The organism is Natronococcus amylolyticus DSM 10524 (assembly GCF_000337675.1).
Lineage (GTDB): Archaea > Halobacteriota > Halobacteria > Halobacteriales > Natrialbaceae > Natronococcus > Natronococcus amylolyticus.
Genome location: NZ_AOIB01000028.1, coordinates 52,355 through 75,939, shown reverse-complemented (window position 1 = coordinate 75,939; position 23,585 = coordinate 52,355). Strand labels below are relative to the sequence as shown.

At 52.9% G+C, this 23,585-nt stretch carries 18 protein-coding genes and 2 pseudogenes; 12 read left to right on the top strand and 8 right to left on the bottom strand.

Going from position 1 to position 23,585, the window contains the following annotated elements; translation table 11 throughout:
* Positions 1-46 precede the first annotated feature (46 nt).
* The 6 genes from tcuA (at position 47) to C491_RS13465 (ending at position 6,899) form a co-directional block, all read left to right on the top strand.
* Positions 47-1,480, top strand: coding sequence for an FAD-dependent tricarballylate dehydrogenase TcuA (gene tcuA / locus C491_RS13495; RefSeq protein ID WP_049891930.1), 1,434 nt, complete (start codon positions 47-49; stop codon positions 1,478-1,480).
* A 4-nt stretch (positions 1,481-1,484) separates the two neighbouring features.
* Complete coding sequence (locus tag C491_RS13490) at positions 1,485-2,612, top strand: 2-methylaconitate cis-trans isomerase PrpF family protein (RefSeq protein ID WP_005557203.1); 1,128 nt, start codon at positions 1,485-1,487, stop codon at positions 2,610-2,612.
* Between the two features lie 67 nt (positions 2,613-2,679).
* Positions 2,680-3,654: an aminopeptidase gene (locus C491_RS21715; RefSeq protein WP_083909327.1), complete on the top strand. Its 975-nt coding sequence runs from the start codon at positions 2,680-2,682 to the stop codon at positions 3,652-3,654.
* Between the two features lie 301 nt (positions 3,655-3,955).
* A complete protein-coding gene (locus C491_RS13475) occupies positions 3,956-4,720 on the top strand; it encodes an SDR family NAD(P)-dependent oxidoreductase (RefSeq protein ID WP_005557198.1) in 765 nt (254 codons plus the stop codon).
* Between the two features lie 504 nt (positions 4,721-5,224).
* Positions 5,225-5,536, top strand: coding sequence for a cupin domain-containing protein (locus tag C491_RS13470; protein WP_005557196.1), 312 nt, complete (start codon positions 5,225-5,227; stop codon positions 5,534-5,536).
* 262 nt (positions 5,537-5,798) lie between these two features.
* Entirely contained in the window at positions 5,799-6,899 is a 1,101-nt protein-coding gene (locus C491_RS13465; protein WP_049892061.1) for a zinc-dependent alcohol dehydrogenase, read from the top strand.
* A 34-nt stretch (positions 6,900-6,933) separates the two neighbouring features.
* Here C491_RS13465 and C491_RS13460 read toward each other — a convergent pair whose 3' ends face one another.
* Together C491_RS13460 and C491_RS21710 are read right to left on the bottom strand one after the other, a co-directional pair.
* Positions 6,934-8,199 (bottom strand): MFS transporter, encoded by a 1,266-nt coding sequence (locus C491_RS13460; protein WP_005557193.1) that lies wholly within the window; start codon positions 8,197-8,199, stop codon positions 6,934-6,936.
* A gap of 127 nt (positions 8,200-8,326) precedes the next feature.
* The gene (locus C491_RS21710) at positions 8,327-9,484 is read right to left on the bottom strand and encodes a 2-methylaconitate cis-trans isomerase PrpF family protein (RefSeq protein ID WP_005557191.1); all 1,158 of its coding nucleotides are present in this window, start codon (positions 9,482-9,484) and stop codon (positions 8,327-8,329) included.
* A gap of 143 nt (positions 9,485-9,627) precedes the next feature.
* Here C491_RS21710 and C491_RS21705 point away from each other — a divergent pair, with 143 nt between their 5' ends.
* Positions 9,628-11,013 carry a CapA family protein gene (locus C491_RS21705; protein WP_152421331.1) on the top strand — a complete coding sequence of 462 codons (1,386 nt, stop codon included), beginning with the start codon at positions 9,628-9,630 and terminating at the stop codon, positions 11,011-11,013.
* 827 nt (positions 11,014-11,840) lie between these two features.
* Here C491_RS21705 and C491_RS21700 read toward each other — a convergent pair.
* A pseudogene (locus C491_RS21700) lies at positions 11,841-12,822 on the bottom strand (IS630 family transposase).
* Between the two features lie 283 nt (positions 12,823-13,105).
* Here C491_RS21700 and C491_RS13450 point away from each other — a divergent pair.
* From C491_RS13450 to C491_RS13430, 4 genes and pseudogenes are all read left to right on the top strand, one after another.
* Entirely contained in the window at positions 13,106-14,416 is a 1,311-nt protein-coding gene (locus C491_RS13450; protein WP_005557188.1) for an MFS transporter, read from the top strand.
* Positions 14,417-14,519: 103 nt separating this feature from the next.
* Positions 14,520-15,530, top strand: a pseudogene (locus C491_RS21695) (IS630 family transposase).
* Positions 15,531-16,187: 657 nt separating this feature from the next.
* Complete coding sequence (gene lrp, locus C491_RS13435; RefSeq protein WP_049891923.1) at positions 16,188-16,652, top strand: HTH-type transcriptional regulator Lrp; 465 nt, start codon at positions 16,188-16,190, stop codon at positions 16,650-16,652.
* A 206-nt stretch (positions 16,653-16,858) separates the two neighbouring features.
* Positions 16,859-17,143 carry a PadR family transcriptional regulator gene (locus tag C491_RS13430; RefSeq protein WP_005557181.1) on the top strand — a complete coding sequence of 95 codons (285 nt, stop codon included), beginning with the start codon at positions 16,859-16,861 and terminating at the stop codon, positions 17,141-17,143.
* A 157-nt stretch (positions 17,144-17,300) separates the two neighbouring features.
* Here the strand turns inward: C491_RS13430 and C491_RS13425 are convergent, their stop codons facing one another.
* On the bottom strand, positions 17,301-17,573 hold the full coding sequence (locus C491_RS13425; protein ID WP_083909349.1) for a HalOD1 output domain-containing protein: 273 nt from the start codon (positions 17,571-17,573) through the stop codon (positions 17,301-17,303).
* A gap of 412 nt (positions 17,574-17,985) precedes the next feature.
* On the opposite strand from C491_RS13425, the gene C491_RS23720 reads away from it, so the two are divergent.
* Complete coding sequence (locus tag C491_RS23720) at positions 17,986-18,186, top strand: hypothetical protein (RefSeq protein ID WP_005557177.1); 201 nt, start codon at positions 17,986-17,988, stop codon at positions 18,184-18,186.
* Positions 18,187-19,211: 1,025 nt separating this feature from the next.
* Here the strand turns inward: C491_RS23720 and C491_RS13415 are convergent.
* The 4 genes from C491_RS13415 to C491_RS23715 all read right to left on the bottom strand — a co-directional run bounded on the left by C491_RS13415 (position 19,212) and on the right by C491_RS23715 (position 23,548).
* A complete protein-coding gene (locus C491_RS13415; protein ID WP_152421330.1) occupies positions 19,212-20,396 on the bottom strand; it encodes an NAD(P)/FAD-dependent oxidoreductase in 1,185 nt (394 codons plus the stop codon).
* Between the two features lie 98 nt (positions 20,397-20,494).
* Positions 20,495-21,889: a sodium-dependent transporter gene (locus C491_RS13410; protein WP_049892056.1), complete on the bottom strand. Its 1,395-nt coding sequence runs from the start codon at positions 21,887-21,889 to the stop codon at positions 20,495-20,497.
* Positions 21,890-22,016: 127 nt separating this feature from the next.
* Positions 22,017-22,583 (bottom strand): hypothetical protein, encoded by a 567-nt coding sequence (locus tag C491_RS13405; RefSeq protein ID WP_241431315.1) that lies wholly within the window; start codon positions 22,581-22,583, stop codon positions 22,017-22,019.
* 671 nt (positions 22,584-23,254) lie between these two features.
* Positions 23,255-23,548 carry a hypothetical protein gene (locus C491_RS23715; RefSeq protein ID WP_005557169.1) on the bottom strand — a complete coding sequence of 98 codons (294 nt, stop codon included), beginning with the start codon at positions 23,546-23,548 and terminating at the stop codon, positions 23,255-23,257.
* Between the last annotated feature and the right edge of the window lie 37 nt (positions 23,549-23,585).

Sequence of the window (23,585 nt, the reverse complement as noted above, 5' to 3'; positions counted from 1 at the left end):
GTAACTCCTGTATCTATTAATACCTGCAACTATACATGGGAACCGTATGCCTACAAGTAGCCACTACGATGTGGTAGTAATAGGATGTGGTATGGCTGGGCTAGCAGCGGCCAATCGCGCGGCTGAACTCGGTCTCAGTGTTGCGATGCTCGAGAAGGCTCCTGAGGAACACCGGGGAGGGCACACTCGTTACAGTGAATCCTTCCGCGTTCCCTCGACGGATGCAGATATCGAGCAGTACGGATACGAGTTTGTAACCAAGGCGGATTACTCGGCTGACGATTTCTACGACGATATCATGTCCCAGACAAACGATCGGGCGGATCCCGAAATCGCTAGGACACTCGTCGATAATGCCGGGGAGACCGTCGAATGGCTCACTGAACTCGGTGTCGACTGGGATATGGACCCGCTGAATGTTGGGTATACTGTCGCACGGACGTTCTTCGAAGGTGAGGAACTCGTCTCAACTCTCGTCGAAACTGCCGAAAAAAATGGTACGGACGTCTACTACAAGACGGAGGCTCGAGAACTCATCCGCAACGACGATGGTCGCGTTGTCGGTGTCAAAGCAATCACTGACGATGGATTCGTCGAACTTGAGTCCGATGCAGTCATCCTTGGTGCAGGCGGCTATGAGTCCAGTCCCGAGAAGCGGACACGGTACTACGGTTCAGACTACGATGCGATGACTGTCCGTGGAAGTCGATACAATACGGGTGAGGCAATTGATGCCGCGCTTGAAACTGGCGCCAACGCGACTGGACAGTGGGGTGGCGCACACATGGCCCTGATTGATGCTGAATCGCCGCCAGTCGAGGGTGGCGCGAATCGCGTTGACGGGTATCAGTATGGTGTCCTTCTGAATCGCGAGGGCGATCGATTCTTCGATGAGGGAGAGGATGCACGAGCACACACGTACGCAAAACTCGGACGGATCATCTTCGAACAGCCCGGTCATGAAGCGTATATTGTAATCGATGAGCCGCTCAAGGAACACCAGCGGGCGACTGGACCAGGTGGCTGGGTGAAAGGAGATTCCCTCGAGGAGGTTCTTGCTGAGGTCGGTTGCGACAACCCGGAAACGGGGGCAGAGACGATCCGCGAGTTCAATGAGTCGACTGATCCTGGAGAGTTCGATCCCGACTCACTCGATGGAAACGACACGGATGGAATCACCCCCGAGAAGTCCAATTGGGCGCTGCCGATCGACGAACCACCGTTCTACGGGTACCGTGTTACCGGCGGTATCACGTTCGCGTTCGGTGGTGTTGAAACGAACAACTGCGCAGAAGTGATCGATACTCGCGGTCAGCATATTCCGGGATTATACGCAGCCGGCAACAGTGTTGGTGGACTGTTCTTCGATAACTATCCTGGCGGCACTGGCCTTTCAAACGCCGCGGTTTTCGGAAAAATAGCTGCCGAAGAAGCTGCTGACGAGATCGCTCCAACTAAGACATCGCCCACCAATCAATAGAATAATGGATCAGCAACAACTCGAGTGTGCAATTGTACGTGGTGGAACGAGCAAGGGAATCTTCATCCGCGAGGAAGAACTACCGGAAACGAAACGCGATGAAGCGATCCTCTCGTTGTTCGGTAGCCCGGATGACCGCCAGATCGACGGTCTCGGTGGTGCAACGTCAACCACATCGAAGCTGATGATCGTAAGCGAGAGCGACCGCGAAGATGTTGATGTTGATTATACGTTCGGCCAGGTCGCAGTCGATGAAGCCGTGATCGACTACGGAGGAAACTGTGGGAACCTCACGTGTGCAATCGGTTCGTTCGCCGTTGACGAACGACTAATCCCCCTCGACGAGGGTGCAGACGAGGTCACACTCACGCTCCATAATACGAACACAAGCACGGTCATTGATCAGACGATTCCACTCGCCGACGGCCACTCCGCTACTCGCGGGGGCTTCAAAGTTTACGGCGTTCCTGGAACCGGCGCACGTATCGATACGACGTTTCGCGATCCTGCCGGCGCGGTCACTGACGCGCTATTGCCGTTCGGAGAACCAACATCCGAGATCGAGATTGATGGTGAAACGATCGAAACCAGCGTTGTTGACGTGACAACACCAGTGGCGTTTGTTCGGGCCGCTGATATTGGCCTCAATGCAACAGAACTGCCCAGTGAAATCGACAAGGATCCTGAACTCCTTGAGCGGATCGAAGCGATCCGCGCAGCTGTGTGCAAGCGACTGGGTCTCGTCGATGATGCAGACCAAGCGGCGGTTGAGTCTCCAGGATATCCAAAGCTCGTGTTCGTTGCCGAACCGACGACTTACGAGGGAACAACTGGGAGCACGATTAAAGCCGAGGACCAGACGATCACTGCCCGAGTCATGAGTATGCAGAAGCTCCACCCTGTGTATGCAGTAACGAGTGCGTCCTGTACCGCAGCTGCGTCATTGCTCCCGGGTACTATCCCCGCGGCAGTCGCCGATGATGCTGACGATGAGGTCACCGTAGGTCATCCTAAGGGGACGATGACCGTCCACGCAAACGTCGATCAAGTGGAACCCACGGTTGATGGAGTTACGATCTACCGAACACAGCGTCGTCTAATGGATGGAACCGGCTACTATCATACTGATTAACCGGTTGAGATAGCATCTATCGATATTTTTATTCCGCTTGGGCCACGTTATCGTAGGAGACGCAAGCATGCTTGACGTAGAGATGGCTGCAGCAGCAAGTGGTATCGTAGAAGACTGTCTCGATGTTCAACCCGGCGAAGAAGTGCTGGTGATCGCTGATGCAAAAAAGGAAGAAGTCGCACGTAGCGTTGCGAGAGCTGCGACGGCGGCCGATGCAGAAGCAATCATTGCGACTATGCCGTTGCTCGAGAGCCACGGTAATGAGCCACCCGCAACGATTGCAGAGGCTATGATCGCGGCAGATGTCGCGTTCACGTGTACAACGCACGCAATTACGCACACCCGATCGCGACTCGAGGCCGCTGAGTCAGGGACCCGGTTCGGAATCCTCCGAAGTGTCACTGAGGATATGATGGTCGAAGGTGCAATGAGTGTTGATTTCGAGGAGCTTCGCGAGCGGACAGAAGCTGTTCGTGACGTTCACGACGCCGCGTCGGAAGTTCATGTGACAAGTGACAAGGGAACCGACATTACGTTCAGTGTCGATGGCTGTTCTGCCTTTTCACTCGATGGATACTTCCACGAAAACTATGGTTTCGCAACCCTCCCACCGGGCGAATCGCCGACTCACCCCGCGGAAGGAACGGCAAACGGGACGATTGTTATTGACGTTTCAATGGACAACCTCGGACAGCTCTCAGAGCCGATCACACTCGAGATTGAGGACGGATTTGTTACCGATGTCAACGGCGGTGAGCAGGCAGACGAACTCCGGACACTGATCAAGGAGAGCGACGAAAACGCCGGAAATCTCGCCGAGTTTGCTATCGGAACGAATCCGAAAGCAAAACTGATCGGAAACCTCGCTGAGGACAAAAAACGTGCTGGGACTGTTCACTTCGCGATCGGAGACAACGAATCTCTTGGTGGCAGCCTGAAGAGCGAGATCCATCTCGACGGCGTCGTCCGAACGCCGACAGTGTATCTCGATGATCAAGTCGTCGTTGACGACGGTGAACTGGTAGACGACATCATCGGCTGAACCGAACGCAAATTTCGGCTGACTGCGACTGAGCAACGACACCGGACAGTGCTCACCGAAGACGGTCCCCTCATTCGCGTTACCGTCTCGAGATCGTCATTGAATCCCAAGTCCAGTACTCCCTCGCCGTACTGAACCTCTCGGGTTTCTGAGCGCGATCAAGCATGTCAGATCACTGCTTGGACTTCCGTTTACTGACACGGTCGTATGATCGTTCTGCGTGCTTTCCTTCTGTTTCCGCCCATATGAATTGCTTCGAACGATCCGAACATTATTTTACGCTGTCTGATGCGCTAGACGCATGGAGTTCGACAATCGAACGGCTCTGGTCACCGGTGCGAGTCGTAACATTGGTGAGGAGATCGCGGTAGCGATCGCTCAAAGAGGCGGCGACGTCGGTATCACCTCGAAATCCGACGAAGCGGCGTGTCGCGAGACGGCGGATCGGGTTGAAGCGGCCGGCGGTGATACGTCGGTTGTTCTCGGCGATCTCGGCAATCCGGACGACATTGAGCGCATTGTCGATACCGTCCGCGACGACCTCGGCCCGATCGACGTTCTCATCAATAACGCAACGTACCGTCCCAAGAAACCGTTCTTGAAGGTCGACGAAGACGATCTCGATACCGTCCTCAACGTTAACGTCAAAGGTTTGTTCCTGACGACGCAGCACGTCGTCCCAGACATGATTGACGCCGGCGGTGGCTCAATCGTGAACCTGATCGGTGCAATGGTGTACCTTGGCCGAACAGGAAAGTCACACTCATACGCGAGCAAGATGGGTATTGAAGGGCAGATTCGACAGCTCGCATCCGAACTCGGTCCGGAGGGAATCCGCGTCAACGGTCTCTCGCCGGGATTGATCGATACCGATCGAGACGAACCCTTCGACGGCGGAGACGAACTCGTCGAAGCGATACCTCTCCAGCGAATGGGAACGCCGGAAGAGGTCGCCGAAGCGTGTTGCTTCCTTGCATCCGATCGTGCGTCGTTCATCACCGGTCAGATTCTGCACGCCAATGGCGGCATCTACCCGACACCGAACGTGATCTCGCCGGAAGAGTGAACACTCACGGCTTATCCGTTAGCACTTTTCGATTCTTCGAGAGGAGGACTTTATCCGGACCCTCGAGATGCTGCGTTACGATCAGTTTTCCTCCGTCCCGAACCGGTGAACAATCGAGACCACGCCAGTTTCAGAAACCAAATCAGACGGTTGGCTTCACCGTGCCAGTCCACAGATGCGACACCGCCCGATCTGTTCCGTTTCAGCCGTAAGCTTATGTACAAAGCCGCAACTCGTGCACCGTTCGAATCGATCCGCCGTAGTGTCGTCCATGGTGGATGGACTATTATTATCCACATTACTGATTGCGTCGGTGCAATTATTGCGATTTCTTCCGGCGATAGTCGGTCATCTGTGGAGTACGCGATCCGGCGTAGCACTCCAGACATGAGCAGTTATCAATATGTAACACCGTGTCACGGTATGGTTCGTGACTACGACGAATCGGCGATACCAGCGGTTTACAATTTCTGAGACGTACCCTCGAACCGCGATGAGAAGGGTATGATGCAGAAGGGGGTTTCGCGGAATCGGCCAGATGGTCAAGTTCACGACCATCGAATCGACAGGCCTGACACAGCGCCGCACACGCATCCATATGAACAGATCAATCTCCTTGTCGAGGGCGACCTCGACTTCATCGTCGGGAATGAGCGGATTTTGCTTGAGCAGTACGATATTGTAGAGATTCCGATCGAAATTGAGCACGCGTCTCGGACCGTTTCCGACGACCCAGCGATCCTTCTTACCTATTGGCCGTTGCGGGAAAACCGACTCGCTGAAACACAATATCAGGCCGAGTTCAACATAGAGTAGTGCGTTCGAGACGGTTCTGTCGGTAACTCTCGTCGTACGATAGTAGCCGACGCGAGTAGCAACGAGCCTTCCGTACAGCGACCGAGCCATGAGAGTCATATTCAGACACAGTAGTCTGCATGGCTGGTCAGGTCCACAGCGGAATACGAAATCGTTTCGATCCGTATTCACGCTCCAACTACGTGTCTCCAGCCGGCGTCTAGATCGTTCCGGAGCGGGTGACACCATAGGATATATACCATAATTGGAATTCATATACAGCATGGACGCAGTAGTGTTCGACGACTTCGGTTCGTCACGCGTAGCCGACGTTCAAACGCCGTCGCCGGCCTCAGACGAGGTGCTCGTCGAGGTCGCTCGTGTACAGCTCAGCGTCACGGAGTGTTTCCTCTACCAAGGAGCCGAGATCATCCATTACGACTCAGTCGCATGTCGGCTCCAAAACCAGGACACACAGCTATTCGGACACGAGTTCTGCGGTCGAATCATCGAAACTGGTGACGAAGTGACAGAGTTCAAAACGGGAGAACGAGTGTACGCACCCGGGAAAATACACTGTGGGACATGTTCGTACTGCTGTTCGGGGTATGAAAATCTGTGTCCCGATACGGTCGGTATCGGCTACGACCGTCCCGGTGCGCTAGCCGAGTACGTTAGCTTACCGACCGACCCACTATGTGCTTTTCCAGATGCCGTTTCCGATGCAGAAGGTGCGGCTCTTCAACCGATGGCCAGTTCGCTTCTCTGCACGCTCGACGCGGATATTAGTCCCGGTGACACCGTCGTTGTGCTAGGGGCCGGTGTGATGGGTTTTCAGTGCGCGATGTCCGCAAAGCGATTCGGGGCCGGTACCGTGTTCGTCGCTGATGTTCGAACTCAACCGCTCGAGATTGCCGCTGACTACGGGTTGAACCCAATCGATGCCACGAAAGAGAATCCGGTCGAAGTCATCCTCGAGATGACGGACAATCTTGGTGCCGACGTCGTTTTCGAAGCCGTCGGCGGAGAACAGAACCATGCGACGAAAGGAGACGATCCGCTTTCCCAGGCGTTCGAAGCGGTCAGACGCGGCGGGACGATCCTTCAGGTCGGTCATATCGTCGACGAAATCGAACTCACCCCGAGCGTTGCTCGCTCGAAGGCCGTTCGGTGGGTGAATCCACAGAAGGGTTACACGTCGGTAGCGCCTGGAACGGATACTGGTGAACTTGCAGCAGAGCTGGTCGCTGATGGCGACGTCCCGATTGCAGAGTTTGTTACGCACGAACTGAGCGGACTCGAATCGTTCGAAGCGGCCGTCGATATCACGCTCAACAAAGAGACACATGGAGCACTCGGTCCGGCACAGATCGTCCTCAACTGAGACGGCGTGTTACGTATATCAGGTACGAACTCGATTACATCGATGGATCAACCTCTGATAGCGGTGGTAAGATGATACAGAGGAGCATCATGAGGAAGCTGGCACCAGCCAGCATCCAGAAGGCGTGGTCGAAATATCCTGCATCGCCGAGTACTCCAATAACAAGGGGACTTGTTGAACCGAGCAGGATGTAACCGGTTCGGAGAATTCCCAGACCTGTCCCTCTAATGTCTGCGGGAAGCGACTCGGTAAGATACGTCAGAGCGAGTACCGCCCGTCCGAGCAAGCTACTCAATGCGATCGTCATCGCGAGCAGTGGCCAAAATCCTTCTATAACTGGAAGCGCCGCGAGGGAAGCAGTAATGAACACGAGCACACCTAGTAGCGTGTACCGTTCGCCGAACTTGTCACCAGCCATGCCAGTTATCGGCTGGATGACAATTCCTCCCGCAAAAAACACCCCGAACAGAAGCGAGGCGCTTCCAGTTGACAAACTCTTTATCTCGATCAGATAGGTCGGGAAGAAGCCAGTGAAGCCCTGGTATGTGAACGAACCGAGCATCTGAATCAGCGCGATAGTGAGTACCGACCGAACGGTCAACCCCGAAATGACGTATCGGATCGAATCAAGCGAGAGCGATTGTGCCGGGGAGTCGGTCTTGTTCTGTCCACCCCCACCGTCGCTCCCAACACGCCGCGGTACAGACCACCAGATCGCCGTTGCAATGATGACGAACAACGGGACGAAGAGTAAGACTCCGAACTGCCACGCAACCGTCCCGGCAACGACACCGACGATGAATGGAAGCAGGGTATTGCCGAGATTACCTGTTGCCTGCGTCACGCCGATCGCGGTGCCAGACCGCTCCGGAAACACGCCCGACAGCAACGGGAACCGTGCGGGACCGTACAGCGCGGTACTCAATCCGAGCAGAGCAGTCGTCGCGAACAATAATCCAGCGGTCGGTGACAACGATACCAGCAGAACCGTGACCGCCGAGAGGCTCGTACTGGCGAAAAGAATAGTACCGGGACCCCAGCGGTCGGCGAGGAACCCGCCGGGAAACTGTCCCAGCGCGTATGCAGTCCACAGGACGGTGAGTAGCAGTCCAGCTGTCGAAAGACCTAGCTCAAGACTTGTCCGGATGTGGGGAAGTACTACTGGATAGGTAAGTCGAACACCCATAGAGAGGAACCAACCGAATGCGATAGCCCCGAGAATCCAACCGCGGCCGTTGCCACGAAGATAGCTGACGGTTTCATGGAGTTCCTCAAAATATCGGTCGGCAAACCAATGCATCAGTTTCGTCCACTGATCGCCGTCATAGAAAAGATACCACCTCCGGCAAGACCGACCGGCAGCTATTGCCGGCATGCGACTCGGTTTGTCTGCACCTCCGTAGTTTCGAACTCTCCATGGTCATCACTCAATTAACTCGCTCAAGATCACGGTAGAATGCAGTTCCGCTCATAAGAAGTCTGGCTGTTCGTCCGATCGAGACATACCGTATCGAATCCGCGTTTTGGGCCGTATCGACACCGATCGTGATCGCTCCTTTCGGATGTCCGATTCGCACTTTGTCGTTGAATTCGCTTATAACTTCGTGCGGAACAGTCCTAGGTATCCGAGTCGCAGCCGCCAGACACATCGCTCCCGTCGTAGCATATGCGTGATGGGGACGTTGGGTCGAGATCATCCGAGCGGTAACGTCGAGATCCGAAGCGGTAACAGTCGTTTCAGTAGTCGTCTCGTAGCTCTGTGGAGCAGAAACGACTGCAATAAACGGCATTGTTGGCCGATGGTCCACAGCGTTCGCAGGGTCGTCGATGAGTCCGAGTTCCATACAGGCCTGCCCGCGGATGTGTTCGAGTTGCTCGAGGAGTCCGTCCACAGCTTCGAGTTCGGCGGGTGATTCTGTTCCCGTAAGACCGAGATCTGCCGCTCGAAGAAAGACGGTGACGTTCGTCGCGTCAACGATAGAAACGTCGTAGGACTCCCCGTCAACGACGAGTTCATCAACTGGACTTCCCGTCGGTAACGTTGCTCCAAGTATTCCACCACCGGGTTCGAGATATCGCGATTGGATCCGCGCTCCGGTTCCTGGAACGCCATCAATACGGTACGAACCGTACGGGTTCGGCTCGCCTTCCGCTACAGGAACTTCCTGCTCAATAATCGAGTCAGTGTTTTCACTGTAGATTCTAACGGTCGTCATTGGTTCGACTGGCGTTACGTATCCTTCAAGGATGGCATAAAGCCCGACAGCACTCACCAGGTTCCCACAGTTACCAGTCCAGTCGACTGTCGGATTGGAAATGCCAACTTGCGCGTACTCATAAGCCACATCAATATTAGACCGGTCGGCCTCATCAATGAGCATCAATTTGCTTGTGTGCGTATGAGTGCCACCGAGTCCGTCCGCCTGCAACGGGTCGGGCGAACCGAACAATTCGAGGATCACTTCGTCGCGCTCGTCCGGGTCGCTCGGTAGCGTATCGGGACTAGTAAAAAATCCCTTGCTCGTCCCCCCTCGGATAAGATATCCTTCGACTCCATGCTGTAGCGTCGCCGTGTCGAATACCATAATCTGTGTATAGATCACCTCGTTAAAAAACACAGAGGATTCCGGAACCACTATTGCTGTCAGACTGGAATATTATTTTCAACATTGAATCGGAGTGGTTGCGGAACCAGGTTTATTTGAGATTGGAGGGTAACCAAAACTGTATGGCTGGATTAAACGCTACCAACTGTACGATCGCACTGACGGGTGATTCGATTATCACTCGGCGTATCGGTCATCTGAACGAATGCGACGACCAGTTCGCCAAACTTCGATCGGTACTCAGTGATGCTGACGCAACGATGACAAACCTCGAGGTCGTAACTCCCAATGATGACGACGCTGCGACGCCACTGCCGCCTGTTCCCAGTCAGTATCAATATCTCAGCCCATTAGCCGGGATTCTCATGCGGGCGCGCCCGTTCGTACTCGATGAACTCGACGACTTCGGGATTGATCTTTTCGCAACCGCTTCGAACCACTCGTTTGATTATGGACGTTCCGGGATGCTGTCGACTGCCAGTGCCCTTGGTGATCGGGGGTTGCCGTTCGCGGGAATGGGACGAACACTCGCAGAAGCGCGGCACCCAGTGTATGTCGAAACGACGGGTGGCCGCGTCGGTCTTGTGGCGGCGAACGCAAGTATTGCACCGGGAAGCGAAGCGGGTTCCGCCTCGCCAATCCACCCCGGTCGCCCGGGAATCAACCCGCTACATCTGCGGTGGGTTTACGGAGCTACCGAAGAGCAAGTCGATCGGTTACGCAAACTGAGCGACGAACTGGGTATTGATGAGATGAAATCGACATGGCTGGATCGATCGGATCCAGGTTGGGAAACACAGTCATATTATCGGTTTATGCATATGGCGTTCGAAACGGTCGAAGATGAATCTAAAATCGGGGTCCGGTTTGAACCGCTCGAGAACGACCGCCGTGCGTACCTCGAATCGGTTGCAGAGTCCGCAGCCAACGCAAATCGGACTATCGCGAGCCTTCATGCCCACCAAGCACCAGATGGGGACCGGAACACGGCGAAAACGCCCACCTTTTTGCAAGCACTTGCCTACGATTGTATTGATGCCGGAGCGGACGTCTTCGTCGTGACGGGACCACACGTGCTCCGCGGAATGGAGATTTACAAAGATCGACCGATATTTTACTCGCTCGGAAACCTCTTCTATCAGACAGAAACGATCGACCAGCTACCGAAGGAAAGCTTCGATTACTACGGGATCGACGATCCGACCGACACCACTGAACTATTTCGATCGCGGTATTTCGACAGCAGCGGCTCCCCAGCTGGAAGCCTCGCTCGTGACGAGTACTGGGAGACTATCGTTCCCGTCTGCAGGTTCGAAAATGGTGGTCTCCACTCGATTCAACTCTATCCTTGCGTGCTTGGACAGAATCGCGAACTGCCCCAGCGAGGGACTCCGAGGGTTGCCACTGGTGAAACAGCTACAGCAATTCTTGATCACTTTGAGAAACTCTCTAAATCACATGATATCGAATTTACCAGTGATGGTGAGGTCGGATCTGTTGTAAGTTGATTCCGTACCTTCTCCTTTGTTGGTGATCTTATCAGCGCTGACGGCTATATCACGACTTCTGTCTTCGTGTCCGATTTCGCTCCAAGTATCTGTGCACCATGTCTGGAGAATAACACTACCCTCGCAATCACTCAGTAGAATGAGTTGTGCAGAACGGTCTAGAAGCATATATCAACCGTACTTTTTCCAATCGCGTTTTGTGAACCATTGACTGGTGCGTCCCTGTTAACGGTTCCTGCCCAGTTCGTATTTATACGGGGTACTAAGTGACTTATTCCGCTATGTGGAACTTTATGTACCCTGTCTGGCTTGGAGGTGTATAGCGTGCTTGCCTTCCCACAACGGGTACTCGATATTTCCTTCTAATATTAGTAAGGAACCCTCCTTTCTGTACTCTGGAATGATTTTGTTGTAGCAATTCCGATGCCAGCACCTACCTATACAATAGTACTACTGTAATAAACCTATAATTCCAAACCCCAACAAATTAAATCATAGTAAAAACCGATCATTGATACTAGTAACTGTGACTCTGTCCCGCGATGCGGAATCAGTACCATCGAGAATCAAAACAATTACAACTACACTACCACAATTTAATAACTTGCAAATACTAAGTCGGGGTTCTAGAAGAGATTCGAAAAGCAGAGTATATTTAATTTCGGATAGTATAATTACAGTAATATTGTATTCAGTAGCGTCATAGTTGATTCTTGGCGTGTATTCTGCAATCACTCCGTATTCCCTTGTGATCAGAGAGGTGATTTGAAACAATCACGACGGAGACAACAATGTCTTCAGCAAGACTGCGAAGACTACAGTAGACGTTAAAAATAGCTACCCACACTTGGGACAGAAAATCGACCAAAAGCGGTACCGATCGCTGTTGTAAGTTCAGCAAATTACTTAAAAACCGGTGGCTAAGAGCCGTTTGTAGTTGCTCCGGCATTACCTAACGGGATTTGCTTCGGGAGAGTACGTCAATAACGTGGCAAAGGTGAGGCTGTCACGTACCCAGCGGCCCGTGATGGCTGTCGCCTGAAAGTACGGAGCTTCATTTAACACGATAGTCTGGTCCTTTCAAGTTCTTGCCATGATACAATAATAGAATGATTTACGTATTTGGTAGTCATGCGTCCTTTGAATCAAGAGAAAAGTGATAACCGACCTCAGTGATCGCGCCTAGCAAACACGTCCAGTCGCGTTGTCTAGACAGTTCGACGGACGGCCGCGCGCCGTGTGGAAACCACGCGGCACGCGGCTTAACTTGCATGGACCACTTGGTTTAATCAATACAGACTACTGTGGCGTCCATCTCCTGCCATTTTGAGTTCCTCGTGGACGTTTCTTCTCCTTAGCATCAGATACAGCGGCTGATGATGTAGTCTTTGATAGCTCAATCCTGCGTCTTTGGGCAGTCGCCGAGAATTCAGATTGAGTATTTGACACCGTAGATTCGTCGAGATACTGCTGGACGAGCGTCGGCGTCTACGCCGGCGAGTCTAATCCCACTTCTTTGGGAAATTCGTGAACAGTCTTTTTGAACTTTTGTTGCTTTTTCTGCGAGCTTTCGCCTTCTCCCAGACCGGTGAGCATCAGCAACTGCCTGTTCGAGCGATATCTGTATTAGGTTATTTCGCCAACTGTAGATTGTTCGTCGGTCAGTGTTATACCACTCGGTAAGTTCGGTCTGCGTGACACCATTTTGTACGCAACCACCGCCAACAGCCGTTGTGTCGACTTCTTTCCCTCGACGTTATCGAGTGCGTCGTGAAGTCCTTTGACGGAGATTTCGTCGAGATGATCCATTACAAACAGCAACAACCTATGGGCGGAAAATTATAAGGGCTACTATGGCTTCCATTCGCATCTGTCTATACGACTACGATAGGATTTCAGGACGTCGAACTCTGCGACAAAAGAGAGGTTCTAGTTCTAAGCCGAGTCGTCATAGTAGAGCACTCGGTACAAAACTGGTTCGACGTCATTAAATAACGAGGCGAGATCAGAGACTCTTGCTCAGCGTACCAGTCCGAATTACATCAAACGGGGCTATCAAGACAGTTCACTACCAACCCTCGTAGTACGATAAATGAAAGCGTTACTCACGGAGTACTCCGAAATCGAACGCCCCCGGAACGTAGGGCTCATCAGCTTCTCTCACGGGATCAACGAGTTCTATGGGCTCGTTATCCCGCCGATCATCCCACTACTGGTAACGGATCTCGACATCACGTACGCAGCGGCCGGATTGTTGCTAACGGTCTTCTATGCGATGTACTCGATCTTTCAGCTACCGGCGGGAATGATTGCGGACCGGATCGGAAAGAAACGCCTTCTCGTATGGGGGCTTGTTGGGATGGCGATCGGACTGCTCGTTGCCAGTACTGCCCAGAGTTACGAGACCCTCCTGATGGCAAAGGTACTAATGGGAATTGCTGGCAGCACGTATCATCCGGCCGGAATGGCGATGGTCAGTGACGGCGAGACAGAAGAGACTGAGGGGAAAGCAATGGGCGTATTCGGACTCGGCGGCCAAATCGGTGTTGCGAGCGCGCCGGTAATCATCGGTGGGATTGCGGCACTCATCGACTGGCGAACGGCACTGCTGGTCGCGGCCGCGGTTGGAATCATCTTTACCGTCGTGTTCCAGTTCCTGTACCGCACCCCACCGTCGGCAACACCGAATGGCTGCTCTGCTAATGAGGCGACTGACGGGGGAACCGACACTGCAGAGCCGGATGATAAATCGATACAAACGAACGGAGATGGAAGCGTCGCGTCGCGGGTCCAAACGCGGATCCAGAGGATGCTGCGATTTGAACTCACCGTCGGGATCGTGCTCATTTCTCTCGTGACGTTGCTCGTCTCGCTACAGATTCGGTCGATCCAAACGTTCGCGACTGGTTTCGTTGCTGATGGGATTGGCCAAACGACCTCAATAGCCAACGGTGTTTTCTTCGTGATGCTGGCCGCTAGTGCAGTGTCGTCGATTTGGGTCGGCAGCCTGGCTGACCGATTCGACCGGGGCCGTCTGGGCGTCCTTGCGGCAATTTTGACGTCATTGCTGTTGCTATCGACGATTCTAATTATCGCACTTGAGGCTGCCTTGGTCGACTGGATGGTGACTGGACTCCTCGTTGCCATGTTCGGGCTTCTCGGCTTAGCTGTCTACGGCTGTACGCCGATCAAAAACGCGCTCATCTCAGAGTACGCCACGACCGAGGCCAGTGGCAGTATTTTCGGCGTCACACAGACGGCATCGTCAGCGGGCAGCGCGGCCGGTCCTGCTATCTTTGGCTATATTGCAACCGAGTTCAGTATCGCGGTCGCGTTCCCCCTTATTGCGGTCGTCGGAGGAGTCATTGCCGTCGGCTTCTATACACTTTCTCGACAGCCCTGACACTTAAGAGCAAAAACACGAAAGGACTTTCAGCGGTTTAGCACGGTTACTTGTGCTATAGTAACCGTTAGAATTTTCCACCCATGATTTGTTACTGCTTGTAATGGACCACCTCGACGAGATCGCCGTCGAAGACCTTCACGATGCACTCGACAACGTCGAGGGAAAGAAGCCGTCACAACGGCTATTAGCGGCAGTTGCGTACAAAAACGGCGTCACGCAGACTGAACTTGCCGAGTGGCACAACACTGGCCGGCGAACAATCCACAGTTGGCTCAAGCGACTTGATACTGACGAGCCGCTTGAGGAGGCCGTTACTGATGCTCATCGATCTGGGAGAAAACGAAAGCTCTCAGAAAAAGAGCAGCAAGAGTTCGAAGAGGCTGTCCACGAATCTCCGGAAGAAGTTGGAGTCGACGCGCCGGCATGGACGCCGGCGCTCGTCCAGCAGTATCTTGACGAGACCTACAATGTCAAGTACTCAATCCCGAGCTGCCGGCGGTTGCTCAAAGAAGCGGGATTGAGCTATCAAAAGCCACGCCGCACAGCCGCCGAGTCCGATGGTGACGAACAAGAAACGTTCTACGAGGAATTCAAAAAAAGCGGCGGGAGATGGACGCCACAGTAGTCTGTATCGATCAAACCAAGAAATCCGTGCAAGTTGAGCCGCGTGCCGCGTGGTTTCCGCGCGGCACGCGGCCATTTGTCGAATTGTCTGGGCAATGTGACTGGACGTATCTCTTGGGCGCGATCACCGAGGACGGTGATCGCTTTTTCGCTCAGTTCGAAGAGTACGTCATTGCCGAGCACGCGAGACATTTCATTTTTGCATTATGCAAAGAGTTTGAAGATGATCTGCTCATCGTGCTGGATGGAGCGCCGTATTTTCAGGCGCCGGCCGTCACGGACCTGGCGGCCCGTGACGACCTCGCCTTCGTTACGTTACCAGCACTCGCTAGAGCTAAATTCTGTCGAGGAGTGCTGGAGACAATTTCAAGCCGCTCTCAGCAACCGCTTCTTTGAGTCACTCAACGATCTTACAACGGCGATTGATACAGCTCTCGATCATCTCTCTATTCCTAAAGTGAGCAATTATTTCCAGCGTCTACTATAGTACTCGTTGCTGTCGGTATCGAACCCTCACAAAGACTGGTCGTATTCGATAGCCAGCCGGACGCCCACCCTGTTGTTCGCTTCTCAACACCGTATCAGAAACCATCGCAGTTAGTAACGGTTGTAGCGGTGGTCGGTTCGTGGACCGGGAAGGACCTATTCACGACCGGCAGTCGGTCACATCACAGTAGCCGAGAAAGCAATCAGTATGTAGTTAACTCTCTGGCCGGTTGCACTTGAGGGCTTGATTGGGGGCATAAACGTACTAAATATCTATCCGAACCAGATGATGTGACTAGTAATACTGGCCAGTATTTTCCCCAGTATTACTGGCTGGTGTAAATAAGTGACTTATGTCCGCTTGTCTCAAGCCAATCTAATAGCTGCAAAGCCACGCTATAGAATAGTTAAAATCCGAACTGATCAAGCCTCGAATAGTCAGACCAATGCCTACTACTTCGACACTAACCATACCAACTCCCTTGTGGTTGGAATAAGAAAGAATGGCTCAAAGGACGCTAACAACTAATATCGACCAAGATAGCTATTTGGAATCCTCATAACCAACTTTCTCTGTTGCTGGTCTTAGACTGATTTTCCTGAGGACAGACGTGGACATTCGTAAAGTTTTACTACAAGGAACGTGCTGTGATATATAATGACCTACGAAAATTTGGATACAGAATTGATCAATGAGCTACTCGGAGATGGACGCGCTAGCCTACGAAGTCTGGCTGAAGACCTTGATGTGTCTGTGACAACGGTCTCAAATCATCTCTCCGACCTCGAGGATATGGGCGTTATCCAAGGGTATACACCGATCGTCGATTACGATGCTGCCGGGTACGACGTGACTGCTGTAATGCACCTCAAAGTCGAAGGTAATGCACTCGGTGAAATTACGGAGACGCTACGAGACCACAGCCAGATGATGTCCGTCTATGAGGTTACTGGTGACTACGACATCATCGCGATTGGGAAGTTCAAAGACACCGATGACATGAACGATCGGATCAAGGTTCTCGTGACTGATCCTGACATCAAGCAATCGAACACGAGTATCGTTCTGAATAGTGTTGCTGAGAACGAGCAGTTCGAACTCGAGACCGAAAGCGACGATTGAGGCGGAGGATCAGGCGACTGTTCAGTCTCACCGAGTCGTGAGTCGCCTATTGCTCATAGTGTAGATGTCTGGCTCCCTATTTTCCAGACACCGCGGGTCAACTCCGGCCAGCTTCTCAGACCCTCTTATTGTACTGTGCACCCCGAAACCGACGTTTGATTGATAACATTCGACTGATTTAAATCAGCAACAGACATGGTTCCGACATGTACGATTTGACCACTTTCCAGCGCGATCTGCTCTATGTTGTCGCTGGTCTAGATGAACCGCATGGACTTGCGATCAAAGAGGAACTCGAGACCTATTACGAGAAAGAGATCCACCACGGTCGTCTGTACCCGAATCTGGATACGATCGTCGAGAAGGGGTTGATCGATAAGGGACAACTCGATCGGCGAACAAACGTCTATTCTCTCACGCAACGTGGACGTCGTGAAATCGAAGCTCACCGAGAGTGGGAGGATCAATACGTCACTGATCTGTTTGACTAAGAGTGGATTTTTTGGTAAAGCGTTCGGGAATTTGGGTTAGATGAGCAGTACTGGGCCGCGGGTTTTCTACCGAGAGAACGAGAGTTTAGCACTCTTTGGATGCTGATCTACTCATATGGTGCGTGCTAGCGTCAGCGCGAATCAAGACCTGGCAATCTTAGGCGGTTGAGGAAACGGTGATGTCGCCGTTACCAGTGACGGTAACGGTATAGCCGTCGTACTGGAAGGTGATCGACTTGAGTGTGGATTCGCAGCTGTCGGCGACGAGCGCGTTCAGGGCGTCGATATCGATCGCGTTGTAGAGTGGTGGGAGATCGATTGGGTCCGTATTCGAAACCTTGGCAACTTCGTAGACAACATCGGTTGTGAGTTCGTTTGCTGGGGCTTTTCCCACTCGTCTGCTCTTGTCAGTAGATGGTCCTTCAGTCATTGATTGCTGCTCCACTAGCCTCAGTCATATTTCTTGGCCATGATGTCGCTTCGTTGTCTAATTCCTCTGTCTGGCCATAGCGGATTCAATATGGACTTCCGACGATTCTAGGTACCATCGAGCGGGTAGCACTTATGACGCCGACAGGTCTGGAGCCAGTTTTTCTCAGATGGTGGTGACCCAACGGCCAGTCCGTCGCCGCATTCGTGGGTAGTTGTCCTGAAGGTGTATTGACGATCTGATTCATCCGGATTTTTGCTCTTATGCGGTGGATTCGGTGATGACGTTAGCCAATGTAGAATACCCATACTAGTGGCGTCCGCTTACCACTTGTCTGTATGTCTCTAGTCATTAACACTGCTAAACAAATTTATTACGGACTGTGTCTAGATGTGTGACAGGGGTGGAGAGAATGACAACTTGCCAGGTAGACCCAACCAATAGGCTCGTTCTCGAGCGAAACTACGATTACGCCCAGAAGAACGTTCGAATTCTTTCGATGTGGTATGAGTGTGAGACCAAACGGATGATCGAGTTGCTCGCCGAGAACGACATCGACCTTTCAGCGAACGATGAGCTACTATTTGGATCGTACTACCAGTCAGTTCGGTAGCGGCTGGATAGCAGGCATAGATACTGGCACTCGATCCGTCTTCGATGATCTGGCCGTCGCGATTGGCGGTGAATATGGGTTTGCTCCGAAAAAGGCTGTTCAGTTGCTCGAGTAGCTGATAGCCGGTGCTCTCCAAAAATCAAACAGGATTTTCAGTATACTGACTACAGTCGTAGGGCACTTTTTGGTGTAAACACCACACTTATTGTAGAAACATACTTTTAGCGGATTGCGGTTCGTGAGCGGCACAAGCACCCCAATCAGCACCCACCTGTCCGAGCCAGATTGGCTACAATTCCCCAACTTGTGGCCAACCCCGTGTCGCTCATATGCCGCTTTCCACTCGGATCCAGCAGCGGTCCACCATTGCTATCCAACACCCGCCTTTTGTATAATACCCCATCAGCCAGACGTCAGACACACAGCCAGGGGCACTAAACTACTCTGACCCTCGAGTGGCCGTTCCTCGATTACTTGGAGACGATCTCGTACCCGAGGAGGTAATGAGAACGTTGCTGGGAAGGCTGAATGTGAGGCTAAACGGTTTCTCGAGTTGTTCACCGACAACGAGAGTGATCGTTCGGCGAACGACTAACGATTTGGACCGTATTACCTGTTAATTCGGTAGCGCCTGGATAGCGATGAAAGGCCCACTAATTCGCGTTAACATTCTCTAATTTGGTTCCACAATCTAGTCGTTCAATATCCCTTCCGGTCATGATTTCGAGTGCCCGCAAGGGCGTAGGTGCAATCTCCAGTTGCCAGTCAGCTGAAGGGGTGCCTCCCCCTCCCTTCGCTGATGAGTCGTTGCACCAGCATCCCCACCTACCGTTCCCCCACCCCTGTCGTTCTGTGATTTGAGCAGAGAAATCTCTCGAGGCGACTTCCGTTCTGACCAGCTACGCATCTCGAGCTATAGGGACTCGTCTATAGGTAGGGATGATGAGTGCAACACTGCTTTCTGTTAACCAACGCCCGAGGGGATTATCATCCCCTGTTGGTTAAGCTGGTCAAAGGCCAAGCAGTTAGATGGCCTCGTCTGAGAGGGAATTTCCGTCAGCATCCTCAGAAAACCGATCTAACGAGAAATGATCGATGTCAATGAAATCTGTTTCACCGTGACCGATAAGGTCAGCAACGATTTTTCCGATCGCTGGGCCGTGTTTGAATCCGTGGCCGGAGAAGCCACATGCGAGATAACAGTTCTTCGTCTCGTCAATGATGAAGTCGTGGTCGGGTGTAGTCGAGTAGACCCCACAGTACTGGCCGCGTATACCAGCATCACTCAGTTCGGGGATGACATCGAAGATTTTGTCAGTCAATTCGAGTAGTACGTCTTCATCCGGTTTGTTCTTGTAATTGTCTGGATCGACCTGCTCACCACTGTGATGGGTTGCGACCAGAATACCGTCGCTGAAATCAGGGCGCATATACCAGCTTCCTCCAGGGAGGGCTGTCGTCGGCGTCAGTTCCGGATAGGCGTTCTTGTAGTCCTCGGAGGGCTCCAGGATGATCACTTGCTCCCGCTCCGTTGTGATTGGAATCTCGATTCCAATGGACTCTGCTAATCGAGGAGTCCATGGACCTGCAGCCAAAACCACATTTTCACTGCTGATCGTGCCTAATTCCGTCTCAACACCGTCGACTCTCCCATTGCTGGTTGTGAGATCAGTAACGGGAGTATTCGTAAGAATAGTAACCCCTTGTTCTTGGGCTGCCCGTGCGAACCCACCCGCGACATCCGCACCATCCGAATATCCAGCAGAATCATCACTGACTGCACGATCGAATTCGTCAAAGGAGAACATCGGATAGCGCTCTTGAACCTCATCACGGTCATACAGACTGACTGGAATACCGAGCGACTCAAGTGTCTCATAACCATCCATCACGTACGAGTCGTCGTCGGATGCAAATCGGACGAGAGGGCTATCAGCGTGCGCAATTCGCTCTCCAGTTTTTTCTGAAAACTGTCTATAGAATTGGTGGCTCCACCACGCCATCTTCGTATAAATCTCGTCGTCACCGTAGTGGTGGCGGAGAACAGCGGACGAGTCCCCAGTCGAGCCAGAGCCGATGTTATCTGCCTCTACCAGAACAACATCCAGATCGAGTTCCGTCGCGGTGAAAAACGCAATACTCGTTCCCATAATCCCACCTCCAACGATGACAACGTCTGCGCCATCCGGTTGTGACGGTACTGTCGACATACGCATAGCAATAGTTGCGGTCGCCATAACGTTAGCGGCGTATCACGTATCGAAGGAAGAACGAACTCAGAAAGCTGTTCTCTTATTGCCCCAAACAGTCAGGAGTTTTCGTTGATCCAACTGGCAAAGTCCTCAGTGAGGAAATCGATGTAGTCCATGACGCCCAGCGCGAGTGATACGATGAGAACAATGACAACTGGGACTCGAAGCGCCCAAATCCATATGTGTCCGAGCGATCCGAGATCTCCGATCCCCTTCTCGAGTTCTTGCACTGCGAACTGTGGCGTATACCAGCCGACCAACAGCATCACTAACAGCCCTCCAAACACCAACAAAATCGCATCAGCGAAAAGATCGAGGAGATCGAGGAAAATGAGGTCATAGGTGACCGGCAGCCCCAGTACGTAGATTCCGCCTCCCATGCCGAGAGCTGCTTTCCATCGCTCAATTCCCCATTCGTCGATGAGATACGAAGTTGTAACTTCGAGAACTGAAATCGCGCTTGAGAGGGCTGCAATCGCGACCGTTCCAAAGAATATCAAACCGATCCATCGCCCCGCAGTCACCTGGGTGAACGCATCGGTGAGACTGAAGAAAATGGCACCAACAGCTTGCTGGCCGGGATCTGCCCCGCCAGAGATGATGACTGGGAACACAACGAGTCCGACAAGAAACGCGATTGCTGTATCGAACCCGATGATGATCGCTCCGTCTTCAGCCAAGTTTCGATCTTCACCGAGATACGAGGCGTACGTGATTAGGATTCCCATCCCGAGTCCGATTGAATAGAACGCTTGACCGGCCGCTGCCGGCAGGATCTCTGTCCACTCAGTACGGATGACATCGAACTCTGGATTGAGATAGTAAGAATATGCGGCCCCCGCTTCGGGAAGCGTTGCCGCCCACACTGCAAGCCCGAGAAGTAAGATGATGAGCGACGGCACCATGATCTTCACAGCGACTTCGATCCCACGGCGGATCCCAAGCGCAACGATCCCAACTGTCAGCGCCATAAAAAGTGTGTGGAAGACGAGGGAATCGAGCCCAACTGCGAGTTCTTCGAACATAATCATCGCTTCAGTAACATCCTCGCCTGCTGCTGCTTCTTCATATTCCGAAAGATGACCGGCATAGCTATCGGTGAAGCCTAGCAAAAAATACCGCATAAACCAGCCAGCAACAACGCTATAGTACGACAAAATGAGGAAGCCGGTCGCGACGACGATCGCACCAGCGTACTTCCACCCATTGCTCCCGACTTCCCGCAGTGCTCCAACTGGATTCCGTTGAGTACTCCGGCCGACAACGAATTCAGCAAGGATAGCTGGAAAGCCAACGATAGCTATGAACAATAAATAAACCAGCAGAAACGCTGCTCCGCCTCCTTCTCCTGTGGCGAAGGGGAATCGCCAGACGTTTCCCAGCCCCACAGCCGCACCGATCGCAGCGAGAAGGAATCCTGTTCGGGTCGCCCATGTGTCACGCTGAACCATGTTGCCACTATTCATTCCACTCTTATATTATACGTTTTGGCGACAGACCCAGAAAGAGACTTGATCTCAACACGGGTCTATACTCAGCCCCTTGGTTCTCGGTGGCTGATACAGAACTAACTGTTCTCTACAGGTCCTCGAGACGGGACTCGATCTCTTCAGCCGCCTCGAGAGCCACACTATTGTTCGGCTCAGCGTCGAACCCTTGGATCTCCATTGCACCAGTAACCACAACCGCATTGCTCTCATGATAGCAGATTACCCCTGTCGAAGAAATCTCGCCTCGAACTGCTGTGTCGCCGATATCTGGATCCTCTGGGTTGACCATCTGACTTCGCCCGTAGTCCTCGACTGCTTCCTCTGCATCGTCTTCATCGTCAACGATCGCGATCATGACGAGTGCCATTGCGTCTTCGTCCCCGGAGACAAACATTGCATCAGTATCAGGGACTTCGTCTCGGTCGAAGGTCCACTTATAGCCATCATCGTCATCCTCAGTCGGATCCTCATCATCCATCGACTCTTCCGACCAGTCATCGCCGAAGAAGGATGCCTTGAGCATTACCTCTTGTTCGTCGCCTTCTTCGAATTCTGGTCCAAGAAAGCCATCTACGCTCGAGGTACAGCCTGCTAGTCCTACTGTTGCCAGTCCGCCTACACCGGTGATCGCCTTTCGACGTATAATTTCCACCATTCTTTCGATCATCCCCCCATGGGGACGCGATTCGCCTGCTATGATACAGGATACTGCACCGGAGGTCCGGGCCGAATCGCAGTCGTAGCGTTAGTATTCGAGGATAATACCAATATCGATGACTTTCAGCGAGCTCAACAGGTAAGAAACCAACTGGTGGTAAATCTCTATATTCTTGTCATAGGGATGACTTCGATTACAAGGGATCACTGGGCTACTCTTCGAGAGCAGATGTTGTAGTGGGGTTATCTCGGAGCGCAGATGCAGGGACGTACCGGTGGCCTTGGACGAACGCGACAGTTCGATCTGACTCGGACGCCGTTTTGTCGTTCTGGACCGGCTGCTCGAGCGTAAATCCGCGCTCAAGGTCGAGAAACAGGACCTTCTGCTCGCTTCCGTAGCGCTCTGCGTTCTGGTCTCGGAGTGTCGCGATCCCGTCCTCGAGTCGACGTCGCTGGGCTGGTGAGACTTGCGTTGCCCCTTCGGTCAGGTCGATGCTCTCGATTGTACTGGTGATCGCTGGGACAGCTGGTTTGATCTCACCATCAATGGAGAGAGATAGTTGGAAGGCTTGAACGAGCGGTTCGGTTGGCAGAAGTACAGGCCATGGGCGTTGTACTCGGGCCAGGCTTTGCGAGCGGCAACAACGAGGACGCGATCCTCGCGACCACTCACGAGGTCCTCCTCGTAGAGGAAGCGAACGAGTTCTCGAAGGAGGAATGCCTCTCGTTCGGTGGGATCTCGAGTGATTGTTCGGCGCTGCCGTGGTCCCGCGCTAAGATCGATTCAGCGGCGTCGACGAGCTGGTCGAAGTTCGTCCAGACGAGACGTTCGTCCTCGATGCGATCGAGTTTCGACGGGCGGCTGTGGTCTGGTGTGAGGACAACAAGGCGTTGTGTATCGCTTGCCTCCTGGCGGAGGCCGCTTAGATGGTTTCGGATCTGCTCGAGGATCGCTACTGTCATCTGGACCTGCTCGAGGGAGAGACAGCGAGTGCTGGCG

Excerpts from the sequence above, each read along its gene's own strand:
- tcuA (WP_049891930.1), top strand. The coding sequence starts at position 47 with ATGCCTACAAGTAGCCACTACGATGTGGTAGTAATAGGATGTGGTATG.
- C491_RS13490 (WP_005557203.1), top strand. The coding sequence starts at position 1,485 with ATGGATCAGCAACAACTCGAGTGTGCAATTGTACGTGGTGGAACGAGC.
- C491_RS21715 (WP_083909327.1), top strand. The coding sequence starts at position 2,680 with ATGCTTGACGTAGAGATGGCTGCAGCAGCAAGTGGTATCGTAGAAGAC.
- C491_RS13475 (WP_005557198.1), top strand. The coding sequence starts at position 3,956 with ATGGAGTTCGACAATCGAACGGCTCTGGTCACCGGTGCGAGTCGTAAC.
- C491_RS13470 (WP_005557196.1), top strand. The coding sequence starts at position 5,225 with ATGATGCAGAAGGGGGTTTCGCGGAATCGGCCAGATGGTCAAGTTCAC.
- C491_RS13465 (WP_049892061.1), top strand. The coding sequence starts at position 5,799 with ATGGACGCAGTAGTGTTCGACGACTTCGGTTCGTCACGCGTAGCCGAC.
- C491_RS13460 (WP_005557193.1), bottom strand. The coding sequence starts at position 8,199 with ATGCATTGGTTTGCCGACCGATATTTTGAGGAACTCCATGAAACCGTC.
- C491_RS21710 (WP_005557191.1), bottom strand. The coding sequence starts at position 9,484 with ATGGTATTCGACACGGCGACGCTACAGCATGGAGTCGAAGGATATCTT.
- C491_RS21705 (WP_152421331.1), top strand. The coding sequence starts at position 9,628 with ATGGCTGGATTAAACGCTACCAACTGTACGATCGCACTGACGGGTGAT.
- C491_RS13450 (WP_005557188.1), top strand. The coding sequence starts at position 13,106 with ATGAAAGCGTTACTCACGGAGTACTCCGAAATCGAACGCCCCCGGAAC.
- lrp (WP_049891923.1), top strand. The coding sequence starts at position 16,188 with ATGACCTACGAAAATTTGGATACAGAATTGATCAATGAGCTACTCGGA.
- C491_RS13430 (WP_005557181.1), top strand. The coding sequence starts at position 16,859 with ATGTACGATTTGACCACTTTCCAGCGCGATCTGCTCTATGTTGTCGCT.
- C491_RS13425 (WP_083909349.1), bottom strand. The coding sequence starts at position 17,573 with ATGACTGAAGGACCATCTACTGACAAGAGCAGACGAGTGGGAAAAGCC.
- C491_RS23720 (WP_005557177.1), top strand. The coding sequence starts at position 17,986 with ATGACAACTTGCCAGGTAGACCCAACCAATAGGCTCGTTCTCGAGCGA.
- C491_RS13415 (WP_152421330.1), bottom strand. The coding sequence starts at position 20,396 with ATGTCGACAGTACCGTCACAACCGGATGGCGCAGACGTTGTCATCGTT.
- C491_RS13410 (WP_049892056.1), bottom strand. The coding sequence starts at position 21,889 with ATGGTTCAGCGTGACACATGGGCGACCCGAACAGGATTCCTTCTCGCT.
- C491_RS13405 (WP_241431315.1), bottom strand. The coding sequence starts at position 22,583 with ATGGTGGAAATTATACGTCGAAAGGCGATCACCGGTGTAGGCGGACTG.
- C491_RS23715 (WP_005557169.1), bottom strand. The coding sequence starts at position 23,548 with ATGACAGTAGCGATCCTCGAGCAGATCCGAAACCATCTAAGCGGCCTC.